14 protein-coding genes and 1 pseudogene are annotated in these 16,908 nt (G+C 66.6%); 11 read left to right on the top strand and 4 right to left on the bottom strand.

The features are described 5' to 3' along the window. Positions 1-67 precede the first annotated feature (67 nt). The 6 genes from ACI48I_RS04345 to ACI48I_RS04320 all read left to right on the top strand — a co-directional run bounded on the left by ACI48I_RS04345 (position 68) and on the right by ACI48I_RS04320 (position 7,640). The gene (locus ACI48I_RS04345) at positions 68-514 is read left to right on the top strand and encodes an SRPBCC family protein (protein ID WP_498573435.1); all 447 of its coding nucleotides are present in this window, start codon (positions 68-70) and stop codon (positions 512-514) included. Positions 515-542: 28 nt separating this feature from the next. Next, complete coding sequence (locus tag ACI48I_RS04340) at positions 543-1,022, top strand: VOC family protein (protein ID WP_498573434.1); 480 nt, start codon at positions 543-545, stop codon at positions 1,020-1,022. 158 nt (positions 1,023-1,180) lie between these two features. Continuing rightward, complete coding sequence (locus ACI48I_RS04335; RefSeq protein ID WP_498573433.1) at positions 1,181-2,203, top strand: cyanophycinase; 1,023 nt, start codon at positions 1,181-1,183, stop codon at positions 2,201-2,203. A 183-nt stretch (positions 2,204-2,386) separates the two neighbouring features. After that, positions 2,387-2,977 (top strand): DUF2760 domain-containing protein, encoded by a 591-nt coding sequence (locus tag ACI48I_RS04330; protein WP_498573432.1) that lies wholly within the window; start codon positions 2,387-2,389, stop codon positions 2,975-2,977. After that, complete coding sequence (locus ACI48I_RS04325) at positions 2,974-4,812, top strand: Hsp70 family protein (protein WP_498573431.1); 1,839 nt, start codon at positions 2,974-2,976, stop codon at positions 4,810-4,812. The genes ACI48I_RS04330 and ACI48I_RS04325 overlap by 4 nt, the downstream gene beginning before the upstream one ends. Continuing rightward, complete coding sequence (locus ACI48I_RS04320; protein ID WP_193684744.1) at positions 4,809-7,640, top strand: Hsp70 family protein; 2,832 nt, start codon at positions 4,809-4,811, stop codon at positions 7,638-7,640. Before ACI48I_RS04325 ends, ACI48I_RS04320 begins: the two co-directional genes overlap by 4 nt. Positions 7,641-7,813: 173 nt before the next feature. On the opposite strand, the gene ACI48I_RS04315 is transcribed toward ACI48I_RS04320, so the two are convergent. After that, a complete protein-coding gene (locus ACI48I_RS04315) occupies positions 7,814-9,952 on the bottom strand; it encodes an NHL repeat-containing protein (RefSeq protein ID WP_193684743.1) in 2,139 nt (712 codons plus the stop codon). A 418-nt stretch (positions 9,953-10,370) separates the two neighbouring features. Here ACI48I_RS04315 and ACI48I_RS04310 point away from each other — a divergent pair, with 418 nt between their 5' ends. Together ACI48I_RS04310 and ACI48I_RS04305 are read left to right on the top strand one after the other, a co-directional pair. After that, the gene (locus tag ACI48I_RS04310) at positions 10,371-11,060 is read left to right on the top strand and encodes a PRC-barrel domain-containing protein (RefSeq protein WP_193684742.1); all 690 of its coding nucleotides are present in this window, start codon (positions 10,371-10,373) and stop codon (positions 11,058-11,060) included. A gap of 97 nt (positions 11,061-11,157) precedes the next feature. Next, positions 11,158-11,793, top strand: coding sequence for a class I SAM-dependent rRNA methyltransferase (locus ACI48I_RS04305; protein WP_498573430.1), 636 nt, complete (start codon positions 11,158-11,160; stop codon positions 11,791-11,793). A 51-nt stretch (positions 11,794-11,844) separates the two neighbouring features. Here the strand turns inward: ACI48I_RS04305 and ACI48I_RS04300 are convergent, their stop codons facing one another. After that, complete coding sequence (locus ACI48I_RS04300; protein ID WP_498573429.1) at positions 11,845-13,407, bottom strand: dienelactone hydrolase family protein; 1,563 nt, start codon at positions 13,405-13,407, stop codon at positions 11,845-11,847. A gap of 238 nt (positions 13,408-13,645) precedes the next feature. Between ACI48I_RS04300 and ACI48I_RS04295 the strand changes: the two genes are divergently transcribed. Next, entirely contained in the window at positions 13,646-13,933 is a 288-nt protein-coding gene (locus ACI48I_RS04295; protein ID WP_498573428.1) for a hypothetical protein, read from the top strand. A gap of 47 nt (positions 13,934-13,980) precedes the next feature. Here the strand turns inward: ACI48I_RS04295 and ACI48I_RS04290 are convergent, their stop codons facing one another. Beyond that, positions 13,981-14,571: a TetR/AcrR family transcriptional regulator gene (locus ACI48I_RS04290; RefSeq protein WP_498573427.1), complete on the bottom strand. Its 591-nt coding sequence runs from the start codon at positions 14,569-14,571 to the stop codon at positions 13,981-13,983. Positions 14,572-14,645: 74 nt separating this feature from the next. Here ACI48I_RS04290 and bdcA point away from each other — a divergent pair, with 74 nt between their 5' ends. Continuing rightward, positions 14,646-15,359 carry an SDR family oxidoreductase gene (gene bdcA, locus ACI48I_RS04285; RefSeq protein ID WP_498573426.1) on the top strand — a complete coding sequence of 238 codons (714 nt, stop codon included), beginning with the start codon at positions 14,646-14,648 and terminating at the stop codon, positions 15,357-15,359. Positions 15,360-15,565: 206 nt separating this feature from the next. Further along, positions 15,566-15,718 (top strand): annotated as a pseudogene (locus tag ACI48I_RS04280) (IS1595 family transposase); the annotation flags it as partial. Between the two features lie 20 nt (positions 15,719-15,738). Here ACI48I_RS04280 and ACI48I_RS04275 read toward each other — a convergent pair. After that, complete coding sequence (locus ACI48I_RS04275) at positions 15,739-16,908, bottom strand: ATP-grasp domain-containing protein (RefSeq protein WP_498573425.1); 1,170 nt, start codon at positions 16,906-16,908, stop codon at positions 15,739-15,741.

Genomic DNA, 16,908 nt, shown 5'->3' with positions numbered 1-16,908 from the left:
TCCCGTCGATCCCGTTCGTCGTACCATCAGAGGGCCGTCCTCTGCCTTTCAAACAAGGAAAACGATCATGTCCACGAACACCGTCGAACTGCACCGTGTATTGAAATCCACGCCCGACCGCGTCTACCGCGCCTTTACCACGCCGGCCGCCTTTCCCAAGTGGCTGCCGCCGCACGGCTTCGTCGGCACCGTGCACGAGATGGACGCCCGCGTCGGCGGCCGCTACCGGATGTCGTTCACGAATTTCACCACGGGCCACAGCCATGCCTTCGGCGGCGAATACCTGGAACTGGAACCGGGCAAGCGTCTCGCCTACACGGCCGAGTTCGACGATCCGAACCTGCCGGGACGGATGCAGACCACGGTGACGCTGCGTGAGGTGTTCTGCGGGGTCGAAGTAAAAATCAAGCAGGAAGGCATCCCGTCGATGATTCCAACGGAGGCCTGCTATCTCGGCTGGCAGGAATCGCTGGAATTGCTCGCAAAACTGGTCGAAGCAGAAATCAAGGATTAAAACTCGTCATCAACCAAGGGAGAACAACATGGTCAGCAAGAACACGATTTGCCTCTGGTTCAACGGCACCGCACAGGAAGCCGCGCAGTTCTATGCGGAGACCTTTCCCGACAGCGCAGTCAAAGCCGTCCATCGCGCACCGGGCGACTTCCCGTCCGGCAAACAGGGCGACGTCCTGACGGTCGAGTTCACGGTGATGGGCATCCCCTGCCTCGGCCTGAACGGCGGCCCGGCCTTTAAGCACAGCGAGGCCTTTTCCTTCCAGGTGGCAACGGACGACCAGGAAGAAACCGACCGCCTGTGGAATGCCATCGTCGGCAATGGCGGCCAGGAAAGCGCCTGCGGCTGGTGCAAGGACAAGTGGGGCCTCTCCTGGCAGATCTCGCCGCGCGTGCTCACCGACGCCGTCGCCAATCCCGACCCGGCGGTGGCCAAACGCGCTTTCGAGGCGATGATGACGATGAAAAAGATCGACATTGCCGCCATCGAAGCGGCCGTGCGCGGTTGAGGCAGCCGCATCGCTGATGGCGCCCCGTGCTTACGTACGGGTGTGGACGAAATGGATCTTGTTGTATTTACTTCCTCGCTGCGGCACCCGGTTTGTTATATCCTTTTTAACATCAGTTCAACAATGCCGTTTGCCGTCGAACCCATACAAGGAAGCCCATGATCTCGCCAGCCCGCCTGTCCCGCCTCGTTTCCAGCGCCTGCCGCATCGGTACGCTTGCTCTTGCCCTGTGCGCCACCCAGGCGGCCCAGGCGGAAAAGCCCTACAAGTATTACGCAGTCGGCGACACCGCCGATGTCGTCCTGCCGCGGCCTGCCCATTCGTCCCTGGTGCTGATGGGCGGCGGCCCGGATGTCGACGATGCATTCAAATGGATGATCCGCAAAGGCGGCAACGGCAACTTCGTCGTCATCCGGGCCACCGGTACCGAAGCCTACAATCCCTATATCTTCGCGATGGGCGGCGTGCGTTCGGTCGAAACCTTCGTGCTGCCGAGCCGCGCCGCCGCCAGCGACCCGTTCGTGCTGCAGCGCATCCGCGGTGCCGAAGCCGTCTTCATCGCCGGCGGCGACCAGAGCGATTACCTGCGCTACTGGAAGGGCACCCCGCTCGCAGCCGCGCTGCAGGAGCTGGCCAACCGCAACGTTCCGATTGGCGGTACCAGCGCCGGCCTCGCCGTACTGGGGCAGTTCATCTATTCCGGCATGAACCAGTCGGTGACCTCCCCCGAGGCGCTGGCCGATCCCTACGGCAAGAACGTCACGCTCGACCGTGATTTCCTCGCATTGCCTCAGCTGAGCAATGCCATTACCGATTCCCACCTCGACGCCCGCGACCGGATGGGCCGCCTCGTCACCTTCCTGGGACGCATCGTCAACGACGGCTGGACCAGCAGCGCGCGCGGCATCGGTGTCGACGTCGAGACGGCGCTGCTGGTCGAAAATGGGCAAGCCCAGCGCGTCGGCCTGGGTGCGGTGTATTTCCTGCAGACGGTCGGCCTGCCCCAGGTGTGCAAACCGAAGACACCGCTGACCTACGAAAACATCGGTGTCCAGCGCCTGTCGGGAACGGGTAGCTTCGACCTGAACAACTGGGCCGGTTACGGTTCGACGGTCAACTACACGCTCTCGGCCGTCAAGGGTGCGCTCGTGTCGAAGCAGCCGGGCGGCGCCGTGTACTGATTCGTGGCGGCTAGCCGGCGCATTCTTGCGCCGGCGCAGCGATTCCTTCCAAAACGCCGCCTCCCTCTCTCCAGTGGCGCGTGCGCGACTCATGGTCGAACTGGTATCATTCGCGTTTGTCCGGACCGAGACCCCGACGCTGTCCGACAGCGCGCCGGTCCTTCACCCTACAGAACATCAAGAATGAGCACACCGACCCAACTGCCCTCTTTCTGGAGCCGGCTCTCCCTTGCCTTCGGCACCTTTTTCAAGACCATAGGCGATGCCGAATTTGCCGCGCGCGTGCGCGATGACCAGGTCGGACCGGTAGCGGCGCCTGCCCCTGCGCCCGCCCCTGCCCCTGCGCCCGTCCCTGCCGCCGCGCCTGCGCCGGTCCCCGTCCAGCTACGCGAAGCCACGCCGGACGCCGCCCTGCAACTGCTGACCCTGCTGCAGCGCGAGGCGCGCCTGATCGACTTCGCCCACGAGAACCTGGCCGCCTACGCCGACGCCGACATCGGCGCCGCCGCCCGCGTCGTCCACGAAGGCTGCGCGCGCGTGCTGAAAGACCACTTCACGATCCAACCCGTGCGCAGCGAAGCCGAGGGTGCCCGCGTCACGCTCGACGAAGGTTTTGACGCAGCCAGCGTCCGCCTGACCGGCAACGTGGTCGGCAAGGCGCCGTTCAAGGGCACGCTGTCGCACCGCGGCTGGAAGGCGACGGACGTCCGCCTGCCCCAGCTCGCGAAAGAGCATGACGCCAGAATCCTGGCCCCGGCCGAGGTGGAACTGTGAGCGCGCGCTACGCCATCGGCATCGACCTCGGCACCACGCACAGCGCGCTGTCGTATGTCGACCTGGAAGCGAGCGACGGAGAAAACACCGCGCAGGGCGTGCTGCCGGTGCCGCAGCTGAGCGCACCCGGCACCGTCGAGGCGCTGCCGCTGCTGCCCTCCTTCCTCTACCTGCCGCACCCGGACGAGCTGGCGCCGGGCGAACTGGCCCTGCCCTGGAATACCGATGGGGAGACTGCTGTCGCCGGCGAAATGGCGCGCAGCCGCGGCGCCACCACGCCGATCCGCCTCGTCTCCTCGGCCAAGAGCTGGCTCTCGCACCCGAGCGTGGACCGCCGCGCCGCCATCCTGCCGAGCGATGCGCCGGAAGAAGTCACGCGCGTCTCGCCGCTGGAAGCATCGACGCGTTACCTGCAGCACCTGCGCCATGCCTGGGACAACGCGCATCCGGAAGCGCCCTTCGACCAGCAGCAGGTCACCGTCACGATTCCCGCCTCCTTCGATCCGGGCGCGCGCGAACTGACCGCGGAAGCGGCGAGGAATGCAGGCTATGCCTCGGCCACCCTGCTCGAGGAACCGCAGGCGGCCCTGTACAGCTGGATCCAGGGCAGCAACGGCACCTGGCGCAAGCAAGTGAAAGCCGGCGACATCGTGCTGGTGGTGGACGTGGGCGGCGGCACCAGCGACTTCTCGCTGATCGCCATCCTCGAACGCGACGGCAAGCTGGAACCGCACCGCGTCGCCGTCGGCGACCATATCCTGCTCGGCGGCGACAACATGGATCTGGCCCTGGCCCATCTGGTTGCGCGCAAGCTGGCAAGCAATGGCACCCAGCTCGACGCCTGGCAGATGCGCGCCCTGACCTACGCCTGCCGCGGCGCCAAGGAACACCTGCTGGCCGACGCGAACGCCACTACCTGGCCGATCGTGGTGCCGAGCCGCGGTTCGAAACTGATCGGCGGTTCGATCCGCACCGAACTGACGCGCGACGAAGTCACGACGTTTATTACCGACGGCTTCTTCCCGCGCGTGGATGCCTCGGCACGTCCGGCCACGCGCGCCCGCGCCGGCCTGACGCAGCTCGGTCTGCCCTACGCGCAGGACGCGGCCGTCACCCGCCACCTGGCCGCCTTCCTGGCGCGCCAGGCCGGCGCCACCGCCGAACTCGAAGGTTTCGAGGGCCGCGTGAAGGAAGAACACAGCTTCCTCCATCCGAGCGCGGTGCTGTTCAACGGCGGCGTGTTCAAGTCGAACATCCTGGCCCAGCGCGTGATGGACACCATCAACGACTGGCTCTACATGGAAGGCGCGGAACCGGCGCGCATGCTGGAAGGCGCGGACCTCGACCTCGCCGTTGCGCGCGGCGCGGCCTATTACAGCTATGCGCGGCGCGGCGGCGGCGTGCGCATCCGCGGCGGCACGGCGCGTTCCTACTACGTCGGCGTCGAATCGTCGATGCCGGCCATCCCCGGCATGGAGCCGCCAATCCAGGCCCTGTGCGTGGCGCCTTTCGGCATGGAAGAAGGCACCGAGCTCGAACTGCCGGGCCAGGAATTCGGCCTGGTGGTGGGCGAACCCGTCCACTTCCGCTTCTTCGGTTCGACCACGCGCCGCCAGGATCAGATTGGCGACGTGCTCGACTTCTGGGGACCGGACGAGCTGCAGGAGCAGAACGAAATCCAGGCGACCTTGCCGGCCGATGGCCGCACCCCGGGCGACGTGGTGCAGGTAACGCTGCACGCCCTCGCGACCGAAGCCGGAACGCTGGAACTGGTTGCCGTGGCGCGTGACGGCCAGCGCTGGAAGGTCGAATTCGACGTTCGCACAGCACCGTGACACCCTGGCTGGTCAGTATCGATCTCGGCACCACGAATACGGTGCTGGCCTACGCGTCACCCGGGGCCGCCGAGGTCGAGCTGTTTGCGATCGACCAGCTGGTCGCGCCGGGCGAAGTGGCCGGCGCGCCGCTGCTGCCCTCGAACCGGTATCACCCTGCTCCTGAAGAACTGGGAGCGGGCCAGCTGCAGTTGCCCTGGGACTTGCCCGATGTCGCCGGCGTCGAACGCGTCGCCATCGGCCGTCTCGCGCGCAGCCTCGGCGCGGCGACGCCGGGCCGGCTGGTGGCGAGCGCCAAGAGCTGGCTGTCGCATCCGGGCGTCGACCGCATGGCGGCCATCCTGCCCTGGGGCGCCGAGCCCGAGGTGCCGAAGGTATCGCCGGTGGCGGCCAGCGCCAGCTATCTCGCCCACCTGCGCGCCAACTGGAATATCCGCTTTCCCCAACACCCGCTGGAACGGCAGCAGGTCGTGCTCACCGTGCCGGCCTCCTTCGACGAAGGCGCGCGTGCGCTGACGCTGGAGGCGGCCAGACTCGCCGGCCTGCCCGGCCTGCGCCTGCTCGAAGAACCGCAGGCCGCGCTCTACGACTGGCTGTACCGCCATCGCGCCACGCTGGTCGACGATTTAAACGGTGCGCGCCTGGTGCTGGTGGCCGACGTCGGCGGCGGCACCACTGACTTCAGTCTGGTCAAGGTCGAACTCGAGGCGGGCGAGCCGAAGTTGACCCGCATCGGTGTCGGCAACCATTTGATCCTCGGCGGCGACAACATGGACCTGGCGCTGGCCCACCTGATCGAGGCGCGCATGGCCGGGCAGGATGGGCTTGAGGCGCCGCGCGCACGCCTGTCCGCGGCACGCCTGGCCCAGCTGACGGAACGCTGCCGCGCGGCCAAGGAACAGCTGCTCGCGCCCGACGCGCCCGAGGCGGTCACCGTTACCCTGCTCGGTGCGGGTTCGCGCCTGATCGGCGCCAGCCGCAAGGCGGACTTGCGCCGCGAGGACATCGAGCGCGTCGTGCTCGATGGCTTCTTCCCTCTCAACGAACAACAAGAGCCGGCACGCCGCGCGCGCGCCGGCATCGTCGAATTCAGCCTGCCGTATGCGAGCGATCCGGCGGTCACGCGCCACTTGGCAAGCTTCCTGCATCAGCATGCCGTTGCGGCGCGCGAGGCGCTCGGATTGCCGCTCGAGGACGCGTCGCTGCCGGTGCCGGATACCCTGCTGCTGAACGGTGGCGTGTTCCGCGGCGCGGCCCTGGCCGAGCGCCTGGCCGACACGCTGGCGCGCTGGCGCGGCAGGCCCTTGCGCATCCTGCACAACGTCGACCCGGACGTGGCCGTGGCGCGCGGCGGCGTGGCCTATTCTCTGGCGCGCCAGGGCGCCGCGCCCGCCATCGAGAGCGGTGCGGCGCGCAGCTATTACCTGCTGCTGGAGGGCGAACGCGCGGGCAGCGGCCTGCGCGCGGTCTGCCTGCTCCCGCGCGGCACGCCCGCGGCCACCGAGGTGCGGCTTGCCGAGCGCAGCTTCGCATTGCGCCTGGGGCGTCCGGTGCGCTTCCACCTGGCCTCGACGGTGGCCGACGCGGGCGCGGCACCGCTTCCCGGTCAACTGGTGGACCTGGCGCCGGAGGATGTCGTGCGCCTGCCGCCGATCGCCACCGTGCTGCGCGCCACGCCAGGGGCCGCGCCGCGCAGCGAGATCGCGGTGCAGCTGGTGGCCTCGCTGAGCGAAGTCGGTTCCCTGGAAGTGCATTGCGTGGCCGAAGACGGCAGCGGACGCTGGCAGCTCGCGTTTCAATTGCGCGAAGCCGAGGGTAGTGAGGAAATCGTCGAGACCGAGGTCCTGCCGCCGCAGCTGGACGCCGCGATCGAGAAGATCGAGCGCGTCTTCGGCACCCGTTCGAAGGCGGTCGATACGAAGGAAGTACGCCAGCTGCGCGCCAGCCTGGAGCACCTGCTGGGCCGCCGCGAAGGATGGGCCACGCCGCTGCTGCGGCGCCTGTTCGACGCGTTGATGGAGCGCTCGAAAGGCCGGCGCAGGTCGAGCGAGCACGAACGCGCCTGGCTCAATCTTGCCGGCTTCTGCCTGCGTCCCGGCTTCGGCCATCCGCTCGACGGCTGGCGCATCGAACAGCTGTGGGCGATGTTCGAGCCCGGGGTGCAGTACCACAAGGACACGCAGGTGCGCGCCGAATGGTGGACGCTGTGGCGCCGCGTGGCCGGCGGCCTCGATACCGAAGCCCAGCTGCGCCTGCTCGACGATTTCGCCTTCAATTTGCAGGCCGATGCCTCCGAGCGCGGCAAGCGCCCCATCACCCTGGTCGACGGCAGCGAGGACGACATGCTGCGCCTCGGTGCCTCGCTCGAGCGGATCCCCTCGGCCTACAAGGCGGAGATCGGCAACTGGATGATGGAACAGATCCTGGCGCTTCCCGCGGGTACCAGGCTCGATGCAAAGACGGCGGCCACCTATGCGCGCTACCTGTGGGCGCTGGGCCGGGTCGGGGCGCGCCAGTCCTTCCACGCGAGCGCGCACGAAGTGGCGCCGCGCGAAGTGGCCGAGGAATGGCTGGGCAAGCTCCTGATGCTGGATTGGAAGAAGATCGAACCGGCCGGCTTCGCCGCCACCCACATCGCGCGCATGACGGGCGACCGTTCGCGCGACATCGGCGACGCGGTGCGCGGCGAGGTGCTGCGCCGCTTGTCGGCGACCGGCGCTCCCGCCGCCTGGACGGCGATGGTACGCGAGGTGGTGGAGCTGGACCAGGCGAGCGAGACGCGGATGCTGGGCGAGGCGTTGCCGCCGGGGTTGAAGCTGCTGCGCTAATTGGCTTCGTTCCGTTGCGCGTGGATGCGTGCTCGGGTCGAACGCGTGGGCGGGAGACCCGCCCACCCTACGGGTCTGACCATCAGTGACGACGAGTGACGCATGCAGCAGGATGTAGGGTGGGCGGGTCCCCCGCCCACGCGTTCAACCTGCTCCAGAAACCTCGCGCCTGCCTACTCCACCCTGATCGCCAGATCCCGCCCCTCGACCGCCACCTGCCCCGCAAAATCGGCCGCATAAATGCGCAGGATGTAATCCCCTGGCGCGAGCGCCCCCACACGCCAGGTACCTGGCGCCACGCGCCCGTCCTGCAGCGTGTTGTTGACCGCATACGCGAAACGTGTCTCCTTGCTGCCGTAGACCGTGATGCCGCTATTGGCCGCATACAGCAATTTCACCGCTTCCCGCTCGCGCGGCAGGCGGTCATAGACCTGGGTGATCAGGGGCTGCTCGAAGCCCGGCAGCGCGCTGCCGTCGGGCCGCAGCAGCTGGTAGCCCAGTTTGTACAAGCCAAGCCGGCGGCGCGCGAGATTGCCGTCCATCTGGTCGTAGCCCTCGGCCACGATCGCCACCTCTCCCAGCGTGCGTTCGATGCGTACCGGCTGGCCCTTCTTCGCCGTGAGGCGGCGGCCGATGCTGTCGTACAGCGCCACGCTCTGCAGGCGCGGCGCGACGGTGTCCGTCACGCCCGGGAACGGCAGCGTCAATGGATTGACGAGCGAGCCGCCGGGATAATAGTCGAGGTGGACGTGGGACATGCTGTTGATGGTCCCGAGCGCATCGCCTACCGCGAACCGGGTTCCGCGCGGCACGCGCACGCGATCAGGCTTGCCGCGTGCATCCTTCACCAGTTCGAAACGCGCATCGAGCGGCTTGTCGCGGCTGTCGCGTCCGACGCGCATGTGGATGTACGACAGCGGCCCGACGGCCAAGCCTTCGCTGAGCGAACCAAAACCCCAGTTGGCGAAGGGATCGCTGATTTTCGCCGCTGCGATCGCCAGCACGCGGGTGCCGATGTCGGCGCGCACGTCGAGACCGGCGTGGAAGTGGTCGCGGCTTTCGCCGTCGTAGCTGCCGCGCACTTCTCCCATCAGGCCGACGACTTCATGCGGCATGTCCTGCGGCCCCACCGGCCAGGGCATCGGCGCGGTGCGTGCCGTGCGTGCCGGGGGCGCGATGACGGCAGCGCTCTCCCCCTGCTTCGGGGGCGCCAGGCGCAGCACGCGCAGGGCCAGCGCGTCGGCGACGACCAGGCTGCCGTCGCGTGCGAGGCCGATGCCGTGCGGCGCGTACAGGTGCACCTTGCCGTCGGCACCGAAGGTCGATTCGGGCGGATGGTCGGCATCGTCGAGCGCGCGCAGTTCTCCGCCCGGGGCCAGCTGCAGGATGCGTCCGCCGCCGCCGGCGACGTAGAGATAGCCGTCATGGGTGAGCGCGAGGCCCGTCGGGCGGCGCAGGAGCGGCTGGCGCTCGCCCTCCGGCGGCGCGGCCAGGGTCGAGACCACGCCGTCAGGGCCGATGCGGCGGATCGCGTTGTTACCGGTATCGGCCACGAACAGGCTGCCGTCCTTGCCGACCGCGATCGCGCTCGGGGTGTCGAACGCGGCGTCGATCGCGGGGCCGTCGGCATTGCCGGGCCGCGCGCCGCCGGCGATCGTGGTCACGAGACCCTCGGGCGTGATGCGGCGAATGCGGTCGTTATAGGTGTCGGCGACATAGACGTTGCCGTGCTTGTCCACGGCCAGCCCGACCGGTGCATGGAAGCGCGCCGCTGCTCCTTTGCCGTCGGCGTCGCCCGGCTGGCCGTCGCCGGCCAGGGTGGTGACGCTGCCGTCGGGCGCGATTCTCCGGATCGCGTGGTTGCCGGTATCGGCCACGTACAGGTTGCCGAAGCGGTCCAGCGCCAGCGCGGAGGGAGTATGGAAGGCGGCGGCAGTAGCGGCGCCGTCGGCGAAGCCTTCACGGCCGCCGGCAAAGGTCGAGACGGTGCCGTCGCGGTCGATGCGGCGGATGCGGTTGCTGTCGCCGCCGTCGGCGACGAATACGGTGCCGCGCGGATCGACGGCGACGCCGAAGGGATCGCTGAAGCGGCTCTGCGCCGCCGCGCCATCGAGCACGCCGTCCTGCCCGTCACCCGCCAGCGGCGTGACGCGCGCGGCCCAGAACGGTTTCGTCGGCGTCGGGGCCGGCAGCAGCATGGCGGCCTGGCCCGGCACGACGGCGTCGCGCTGGCCTGCGATGAAATATCCGGCCAGGGCGGCCGCCAGCACACCGGCGCCCGCCAGGGATGCGATCTTCGTTTTTCGATTCACTGCTGCTGCCCGCCTGTTGCACAAGCAGCGAGTTTAACCGAACAGTTCGCTTTGCACGGATGGCGCTGCCGGGCAACTCAGCTGTAAGCGTCAGCGGCGGTTCAGCGTTTGCGCAGCAGGCGTGCCAGCAGCGAGGTAACCGACACGGTCGGAATCAGTTTGGCCAGCGGGCCTGGATGGTTGCAGCGCGATGTGATGGTCATGTTGTAGTCTCCGAAACACTGCTTGTCAGGATAGTCACATTGTCGAGCTCGCTCTGTGCGGCAGTTCGCATAGTGTGGGCTTGTCGCGTGACACGCGCGTGACAAGCGCGCGCACCCCTGCACGTTTGAGTCATATCATGGGCGCTGCAAGGCCTCGGCCTAGCCTTGGGACTGGCTTTGCAGGCAGGTGAAACACAGACCAGAGGGAGAACGAGATGAGCTATGCAGATCGTGACAAATACGGGATGTACAAGCGCAGCGGCAGCGCCGGTCCGGGCCCCGCACTGATGGGTGCCGACACGCTGATCGGCGACAGCGTCGTCAACGGCGTCGAGGAAGACCTCGGCGACATCAAGGAAATCATGCTCGACATGAACACCGGCCAGGTGGCCTATGCCGTGCTCGCCTTTGGCGGCTTCCTCGGCATGGGCGAGAAACTGTTCGCCGTGCCCTGGCAGGCGCTGCACCTCGACACCGTCAACCATCGCTTCGTGCTCAATGTCGAGAAAGAGCGCCTGAAAACCGCGCCTGGCTTCAACAAGGACGCCTGGCCCGACATGAGCGACGTCTCCTGGGCCAACCAGATCCACGCCTTCTACGGCACCGATCCTAACCGCAGCGGCGCCCCGACCATGGGGCCGGGCTCCTCGGGGGGCAGCATGAGCGGCATGGCGGGCGGCGCGGGACGCGGCGCCGGCAGCGGCATGGGCGCGATGGGCGGCGGCATGGGCGCAGGCTCAGCCGGTAGCAGCGAGCTCGGCACCGGCGCGGGCAGTGGCACGGCCGGGACCGGCGCCGGCGCCGGGTCCACGGGACTGGGCAAGAGCGGCAGCCTCGACCCAAGTCCGGGAACCGGCGGCGACGACAAGAGCCTGAGCCATATCCGCGGCAGTAATATCGGCTAGGACGGCCTCGGCCACACAGCTTGAAAGGAGGAGAACGCGGCGCACGGGACCAGGGGGGCTTGCTGTATCATCCCGTTCCTGAAAACGAAAGCCGCACATGCTCATCATCACCATCAAACAAGGCAAGGAAAAAAGCATCCTCGCCGGCGACCCGTGGATTTACGTCTCCGCCATCGACAAGGTCGAGGGCAAGCCGCAGGAGCGCAACAAGCCGGGCGCGACGGCGATCGTGCAATCCTCGTCGCGCCAGTTCCTGGCCCGGGCGGCCTATAACGCCAAGTCGCAGATCGCCGCCCGGGTCTGGAGCTTGCGTGAGGACGAGCCGGTCGACCATGCGCTGATCAAGCGGCGCGTTGGGGCCGCCGTCGCGCGCCGCGCCACGGCGCTCGCCATCGCCGATCCGCAGGAACTGGTGCAGGTAATCGATGGCGAAAAGGACGGCTTGCCGGGCCTGCTGGTGCACAGCTACGGCGGCACCGATGGCTACCTGATCTGCCAGTTCAATGCCGGCGGCGTCGACATGTGGAAGGTGCCGGTCGTGCAGGCGCTGCTCAAGGAGACGGGCTGTCCGAATGTCTACGAACGTTGCGACCTGCTGCTGCGCAAGGGCGAAGGCTTGCCCGTTGCGCCGCGCGCGCTGGCGGGCGACGAGCCGCCCCAGAAGCTGATGGTGCGCGAGGGAAAGCGCCTGGTGCCGATGGATATCCGCACCGGATTCACTTATCCGCGCTAAGCGCCGGAAATGGGCGCGCGGCCCTTCCGGAGCGTGCTGGGGCGCAGGTACTTAAAGCGCCGCCCCGGACGGTCCTCCATGCTCCTTCACGTACCTGGCCGCATCGGTATGTTTCGGATCGAGCGCAAGTACGCGGCGATAGGTGCCGAGCGCCTCCTTCGTCTGCCCTGAGGCCGCCTGCATTTCGGCTAGTCCATCGATCATGAAGACGGCGTCCGGATTGAGGTGCGTTCCAAGCCGGAAGATCTCGCGCGCTTGCGCCGGGCGGTTCTGCCTCGCCAGTTGCACGCCCCATCCGTAGATCTCCTTCGGCCCCAGCTTGAAAGCGGGGTCCTGGGCTGCGAACTTCGCGTACAGGGGGATGGCTTGATCGAAGCCCTCCGCAGCCAGCGCGGCGACGAAATTCTCCAGTGTCGGCGGTATTTGCCCCGACCCGTGACGAGCACTGGCGAGCATCATGTGCGGGGGCGCCTTGTTCGCGGCCGGCGAATTGTCGAGGAACGCAAGGCCCGCCGGGTCTTTCTTCAGGTAGGCATCGAGGAAGTGGCGTGCGTAACGCATGGCCCAGCTATGCGCCAGCGCGATGTCGTCGCGCGTATAGTCTCCGAACCAGCCGTCCTGCGACATTCGCAGGGAATAGGACGAAAAGTCCATGTGCTTCATCGGCAGCAGCGTGACGATGTGGACGTCCGCGTACTTCATTTCGTTCATGAAGGAATAGCGGCTATCGACTTCGGCGCGGTTCAGCTCTTCCACGGTCATTGGCCGGCGGCCCACGAACAGCATCGGAATGGCGACGCGTGCCGGCGTGACGTATTTCGCCGCGTCCTTGCCGCCGTCGACGAATTCGCGCGTGCCGCGCACCGAGCCATCCAGGCTGACGATCGCCTGGATACGGTCGTCCTTGGCCGCCGCCAGCACATTCGCCAGGCCGCCCCAGCTGAAGCCGACAACGGCCACCCTGGCCGTGTCGGCCTGCGGGAGCGAACTCGCGTAGCCGATCAGGTAGGCGATGTCGGCGGCCTGCGCTTCCAGTCCTTCGAGGTCCGTCGTCATCGCGCGTGTGCGCGGACCCAGCGATGCACTCGACAGCACTACATACCCCTGGCTGGCAAGGTATTCGCACAGGTCCGCGTTCTCCATGGCGGATTCAGACAAACTCGGCGCGTAAATCACAACCGGGAAGCTGCCGCTTTCCGCACGGGCATTGCGCACAGCCAGCATCGGTCGCGCGACCTCGCGCAGCAGCGCGTCGCGTCGCGCGCCGGCGTACCCGTCGATCGCGCGTTGCGTCGCGCGCCCGACCTCGGCCGGGCTGCGCCCGAACTCGTCCTCGGTCGGGATCGTATCCATGTAATCGCGATAGACGACCGGCCGGCCGCCGCGCGCGGCGGGATACCAGAGCAGCATCTGCATGGGTCGCGTGCGCTTCCCGGTCGCCGGTTCGCCGGTGGTCATGTCGACGCGCGTCTTGTACATGCGCGACTGGTCGTACTGCTGGACGACCTGCAGGCCCACCGCATGCGGGCCGGGCGGATTCGAGAACGTGAAGGTGTCGGCGGCTTGCGCCGCAGTCGCGAAGCAAAACAGGAGGGAAATCAACAGGCGTGTCATTGAACGGGTCCGATGAGAGAGCCGACCAGTATAACGACGTGGACTTGCTCAATTCTCAACAATTGTCACCAACTTTCCGCAGGTGCGGCGGGACACCGGCATCGGCGTACACGGTTTCCGGACGCACATACGTTATAAGGACTGTACGACATGTCCTACAGCGACCTTGGAAGCCATCTTATGTTCGTAAGGTGGCGACCCATCCATGATGGTCACACCTACCCCCAAGGAGATGATCATGAAACGGTTTCAAGGCATTCTCATCGGTAGCATGGCAGCACTGTCCCTGGCAGCATGTAGTCCCATGGAAAAGAGCAGCACTGATACGAGCGGCAGCTCGGCGACGGGATCGACATCAAGCGGCTCGGCCGTCAGCGGCACGACGAACAGCAGCTCGATGGGTACGACCGGCGATGTCCAGAGCGGCGCCGGCAGCCCGGGCACGACCGGTGCTTCGGGCCAGGGTGCGGGGGCAACCTCGACGACTCCCCCAACCACGGGTACACCGCCGACAGACAAGCGTTAAGTTTCTTCTGCGCCGCGTTTGTCGGGCCGACATTCCCGGGCGACCGATCAGGCGGGGATGACGTGGACGAACGCATTGCCGGCCAGGCGAGCAGTCGCCAGCAGGCGCTCCAGGCCTTGCCCATCGCGGGCGCTTGCCGACAGTCCGGCCATCGTGGTGCACACGTAATCAGCCAGCCGACCCGCCTCCTCCGGATAACGCTCGGCGATGGCGTTGCGAATAAGCTCTTGCGCAGCGATATGGAAGCCGCGGGCAGCGTCGCGCGCTTCCGCGTCGTTACAACGTATTCCCTCCAGCACCATGCAACCGGTAGCGGCTGCATCGGCGGCGTAACAACGTGCCGCCTCCTCAAGCACCTCCGCCAGCGATTCAGCCAGGGGCCGGTCCGGTCCCAGAATCTTCTTTAAAGGAATCGCACCGGTTACCGCGTAGCGATCGAGGATCCGTGTGTACAGCCCCGCCTTGCTGCCAAAGGCGGCGTAGAAGCTGGGCGGGTTGATGCCCAGCGCTTTGGTCAGGTCCGCAACGCTCACGGCGTCATAGCCTTTTTCGTGGAACAGGCGCTGCGCGGTGACGACCGCCTCGTCCGGATCGAACCGGCGCGGGCGGCCACGGCCGGCAGATATTTTTGTAGTCATGATTAAAAAATTCCTTGACAGCTGCGATGACGATTATTGTATCATGCGTTACATTAATCAAAAAGGAGTTGGTCATGACGGATTTCACGAACAAGTCGGTCCTGGTACTTGGCGGCAGCCGGGGCATCGGTGCGGCGATCGTCCGGCGCTTTGCCGCGGACGGCGCGCAGGTGGCGTTCACCTATTCGGGCTCGCCGGAAGCGGCCCAGCTCGTCGCCGCGGAAACAGGGAGCACGGCATTCCTGACGGACAGCGCCGACCGGGATGCGGTCATCGCCCGGGTCCGTGACAGCGGTCCGTTGGACATCCTGGTGGTCAATTCCGGCATTGCCATCTTCGGCGATGCGCTGGAGCAGGACCCGGATGCAGTCGATCGCCTGTTCCGTATCAATGTGCAGGCGCCCTACCACGCTTCGGTGGAAGCCGCGCGGCAAATGCCGACAGGCGGCCGCATCATCGTGATCGGCTCGGTGAACGGCGACCGCATGCCCTTGCCCGGCATGGCCTCCTATGCCCTGAGCAAATCCGCATTGCAAGGTCTGGCGCGCGGGCTGGCACGTGATTTCGGTCCGCGCGGTATCACGATCAACGTCGTGCAGCCGGGACCGATCGACACCGACGCCAACCCGGAAGACGGCCCGATGCGGGATCTGATGCACAGCTTCATGGCGATCAAGCGCCACGGCCGCCCTGAAGAGGTAGCAGGAATGGTGGCCTGGCTGGCGGGGCCGGAGGCGGGCTTCGTGACCGGGGCGATGCACACGATCGATGGGGCGTTTGGCGCGTGACCGGTTCCGCTCAGCCAGCACTGGCCCATTCGGCGCGGTTGCGTGGGTCGGGGATGGCGGCATATCCAACGACCGCACGGCGGCATTCGGAAAGGCGCTGTTCGCGTTAAGTGTGGAATCTTCCTGAACGGCTGAGGTCCGACCCGGACTTCACCAGTGAGGAGGTTTGCATGCAAGCACGCCAGTTCGAGCACTTCCTGAAGAATCACAGCCGCCTGCGCGCCTGGCTGCAGCCGTTTCGCGGGATTGCCAGCCCTTACCTCGGCGACTATCTCGGCTGGCGCTGGGCGCTCGACGGCGCTCGCGTCAAGTCGCCGGAGGCCTTGCTGCGAGCGGCAATCGGCATATTCCACACTTAACGCGAACAGCGCCATCATCTTTACCTTCGAGCCGCCGGCAGTTGCACTAATTTGATAGCGTCAAGCAGCTGCGCCAGTTGCCGGTGCCGCAGCATGTACATCGTGTTGCCCATTGTCGATGCGAACGCGTCAGGAACGGATTGAACGAGAACCAGGGTGTCCCCAAGCTGTTCCCTCAGCGTCTCAGGTGACAACGCATAGACGCGTTCGTGGCGCCGTCCTGCGTGGGCCGTGTGAAATTTGCGTTCGTACCGATAGTCTTCCAGCAAATCTCCCATCATGACCGCGGCCCATAATGCATATACGTCGAAGTCGCAGGAGTGGTTCATCATGTCGGTGGTGTAGCCGCCTGGCGGGCGCACGTTCATCTCCAGCGCGAGGTAGGACCCGTCGGGACGCCAGAAGAATTCAAGGTGGAAGAAGCGCCGGCGCAGGCCGAACCCCGTCAACGCACGCCGACCGACGTCCTCGAGCGCCGGGGGAATACTGCGCATCGAATAATAATACCCATCGAGTGTGCCGGTTCTCACTTCCATGATGCCGCTATCGTAGACATGCGAGGTGCAGAAGACCACGCCGCCTTCGCGGTTGACCAGGCCATCAAAGGTGACGATGACGCCTTCGACAAAGGGCTGGACGATGTGATTATCGAGCGGCAGAAGCAGCGCGGCGTCGAGTTCGGCCGGTGTCGATACGCGAAAGGTGGACGTTGCGCCGGAGCCGCTATCGGGCTTGAATACGAGCGGCAGGCCATGCGTTGCAGCAAAGTCTCTGACGACCTCGGGAGACACGCAGCGGATGCCAGGCGGGTGGGGCACGCCCGCTGTCTCAAAAACCTGCGCCATGGCCAGCTTGCTGCGCAGGCGCCTGACGTCTTGCGCCGAGAGGCCTTCGATGCAGAGGTCGTCGCGCAGGCGGCCCTCCACTTCGAGCCAGTGCTCGCCGTTCGATTCAACAAAGTCGATGGGACCGTACAGCGCGACCAGGGACTGCACGACGCCGAGCAAGCGTTCGTACTCTCCCATACGCGGTTCAAACACGTACGCTTCGAATGCCTGGCGCGCTTCCGGCGGCAGATCTTGCTCTGGGATATCGCCTACGGCAAGGACGTTCGCGCCGCGCGCGCGCGCAGCGACGCAGAACAGATGCGAATTCGGCGGAAAACCTGGCGACAGGTAAAGAATTCTCAC

This window comes from Massilia sp. LXY-5 (assembly GCF_059801075.1).
This window is presented reverse-complemented; position numbering and strand designations above follow the sequence as displayed.

Bases quoted from the DNA above. Each gene is read 5' to 3' on its own strand.
- ACI48I_RS04295 (WP_498573428.1), top strand. From the start codon at position 13,646: ATGAAACGGTTTCAAGGCATTCTCATCGGTAGCATGGCAGCACTGTCC.
- ACI48I_RS04310 (WP_193684742.1), top strand. From the start codon at position 10,371: ATGAGCTATGCAGATCGTGACAAATACGGGATGTACAAGCGCAGCGGC.
- ACI48I_RS04335 (WP_498573433.1), top strand. From the start codon at position 1,181: ATGATCTCGCCAGCCCGCCTGTCCCGCCTCGTTTCCAGCGCCTGCCGC.
- ACI48I_RS04345 (WP_498573435.1), top strand. From the start codon at position 68: ATGTCCACGAACACCGTCGAACTGCACCGTGTATTGAAATCCACGCCC.
- ACI48I_RS04340 (WP_498573434.1), top strand. From the start codon at position 543: ATGGTCAGCAAGAACACGATTTGCCTCTGGTTCAACGGCACCGCACAG.
- bdcA (WP_498573426.1), top strand. From the start codon at position 14,646: ATGACGGATTTCACGAACAAGTCGGTCCTGGTACTTGGCGGCAGCCGG.
- ACI48I_RS04305 (WP_498573430.1), top strand. From the start codon at position 11,158: ATGCTCATCATCACCATCAAACAAGGCAAGGAAAAAAGCATCCTCGCC.
- ACI48I_RS04290 (WP_498573427.1), bottom strand. From the start codon at position 14,571: ATGACTACAAAAATATCTGCCGGCCGTGGCCGCCCGCGCCGGTTCGAT.
- ACI48I_RS04300 (WP_498573429.1), bottom strand. From the start codon at position 13,407: ATGACACGCCTGTTGATTTCCCTCCTGTTTTGCTTCGCGACTGCGGCG.
- ACI48I_RS04330 (WP_498573432.1), top strand. From the start codon at position 2,387: ATGAGCACACCGACCCAACTGCCCTCTTTCTGGAGCCGGCTCTCCCTT.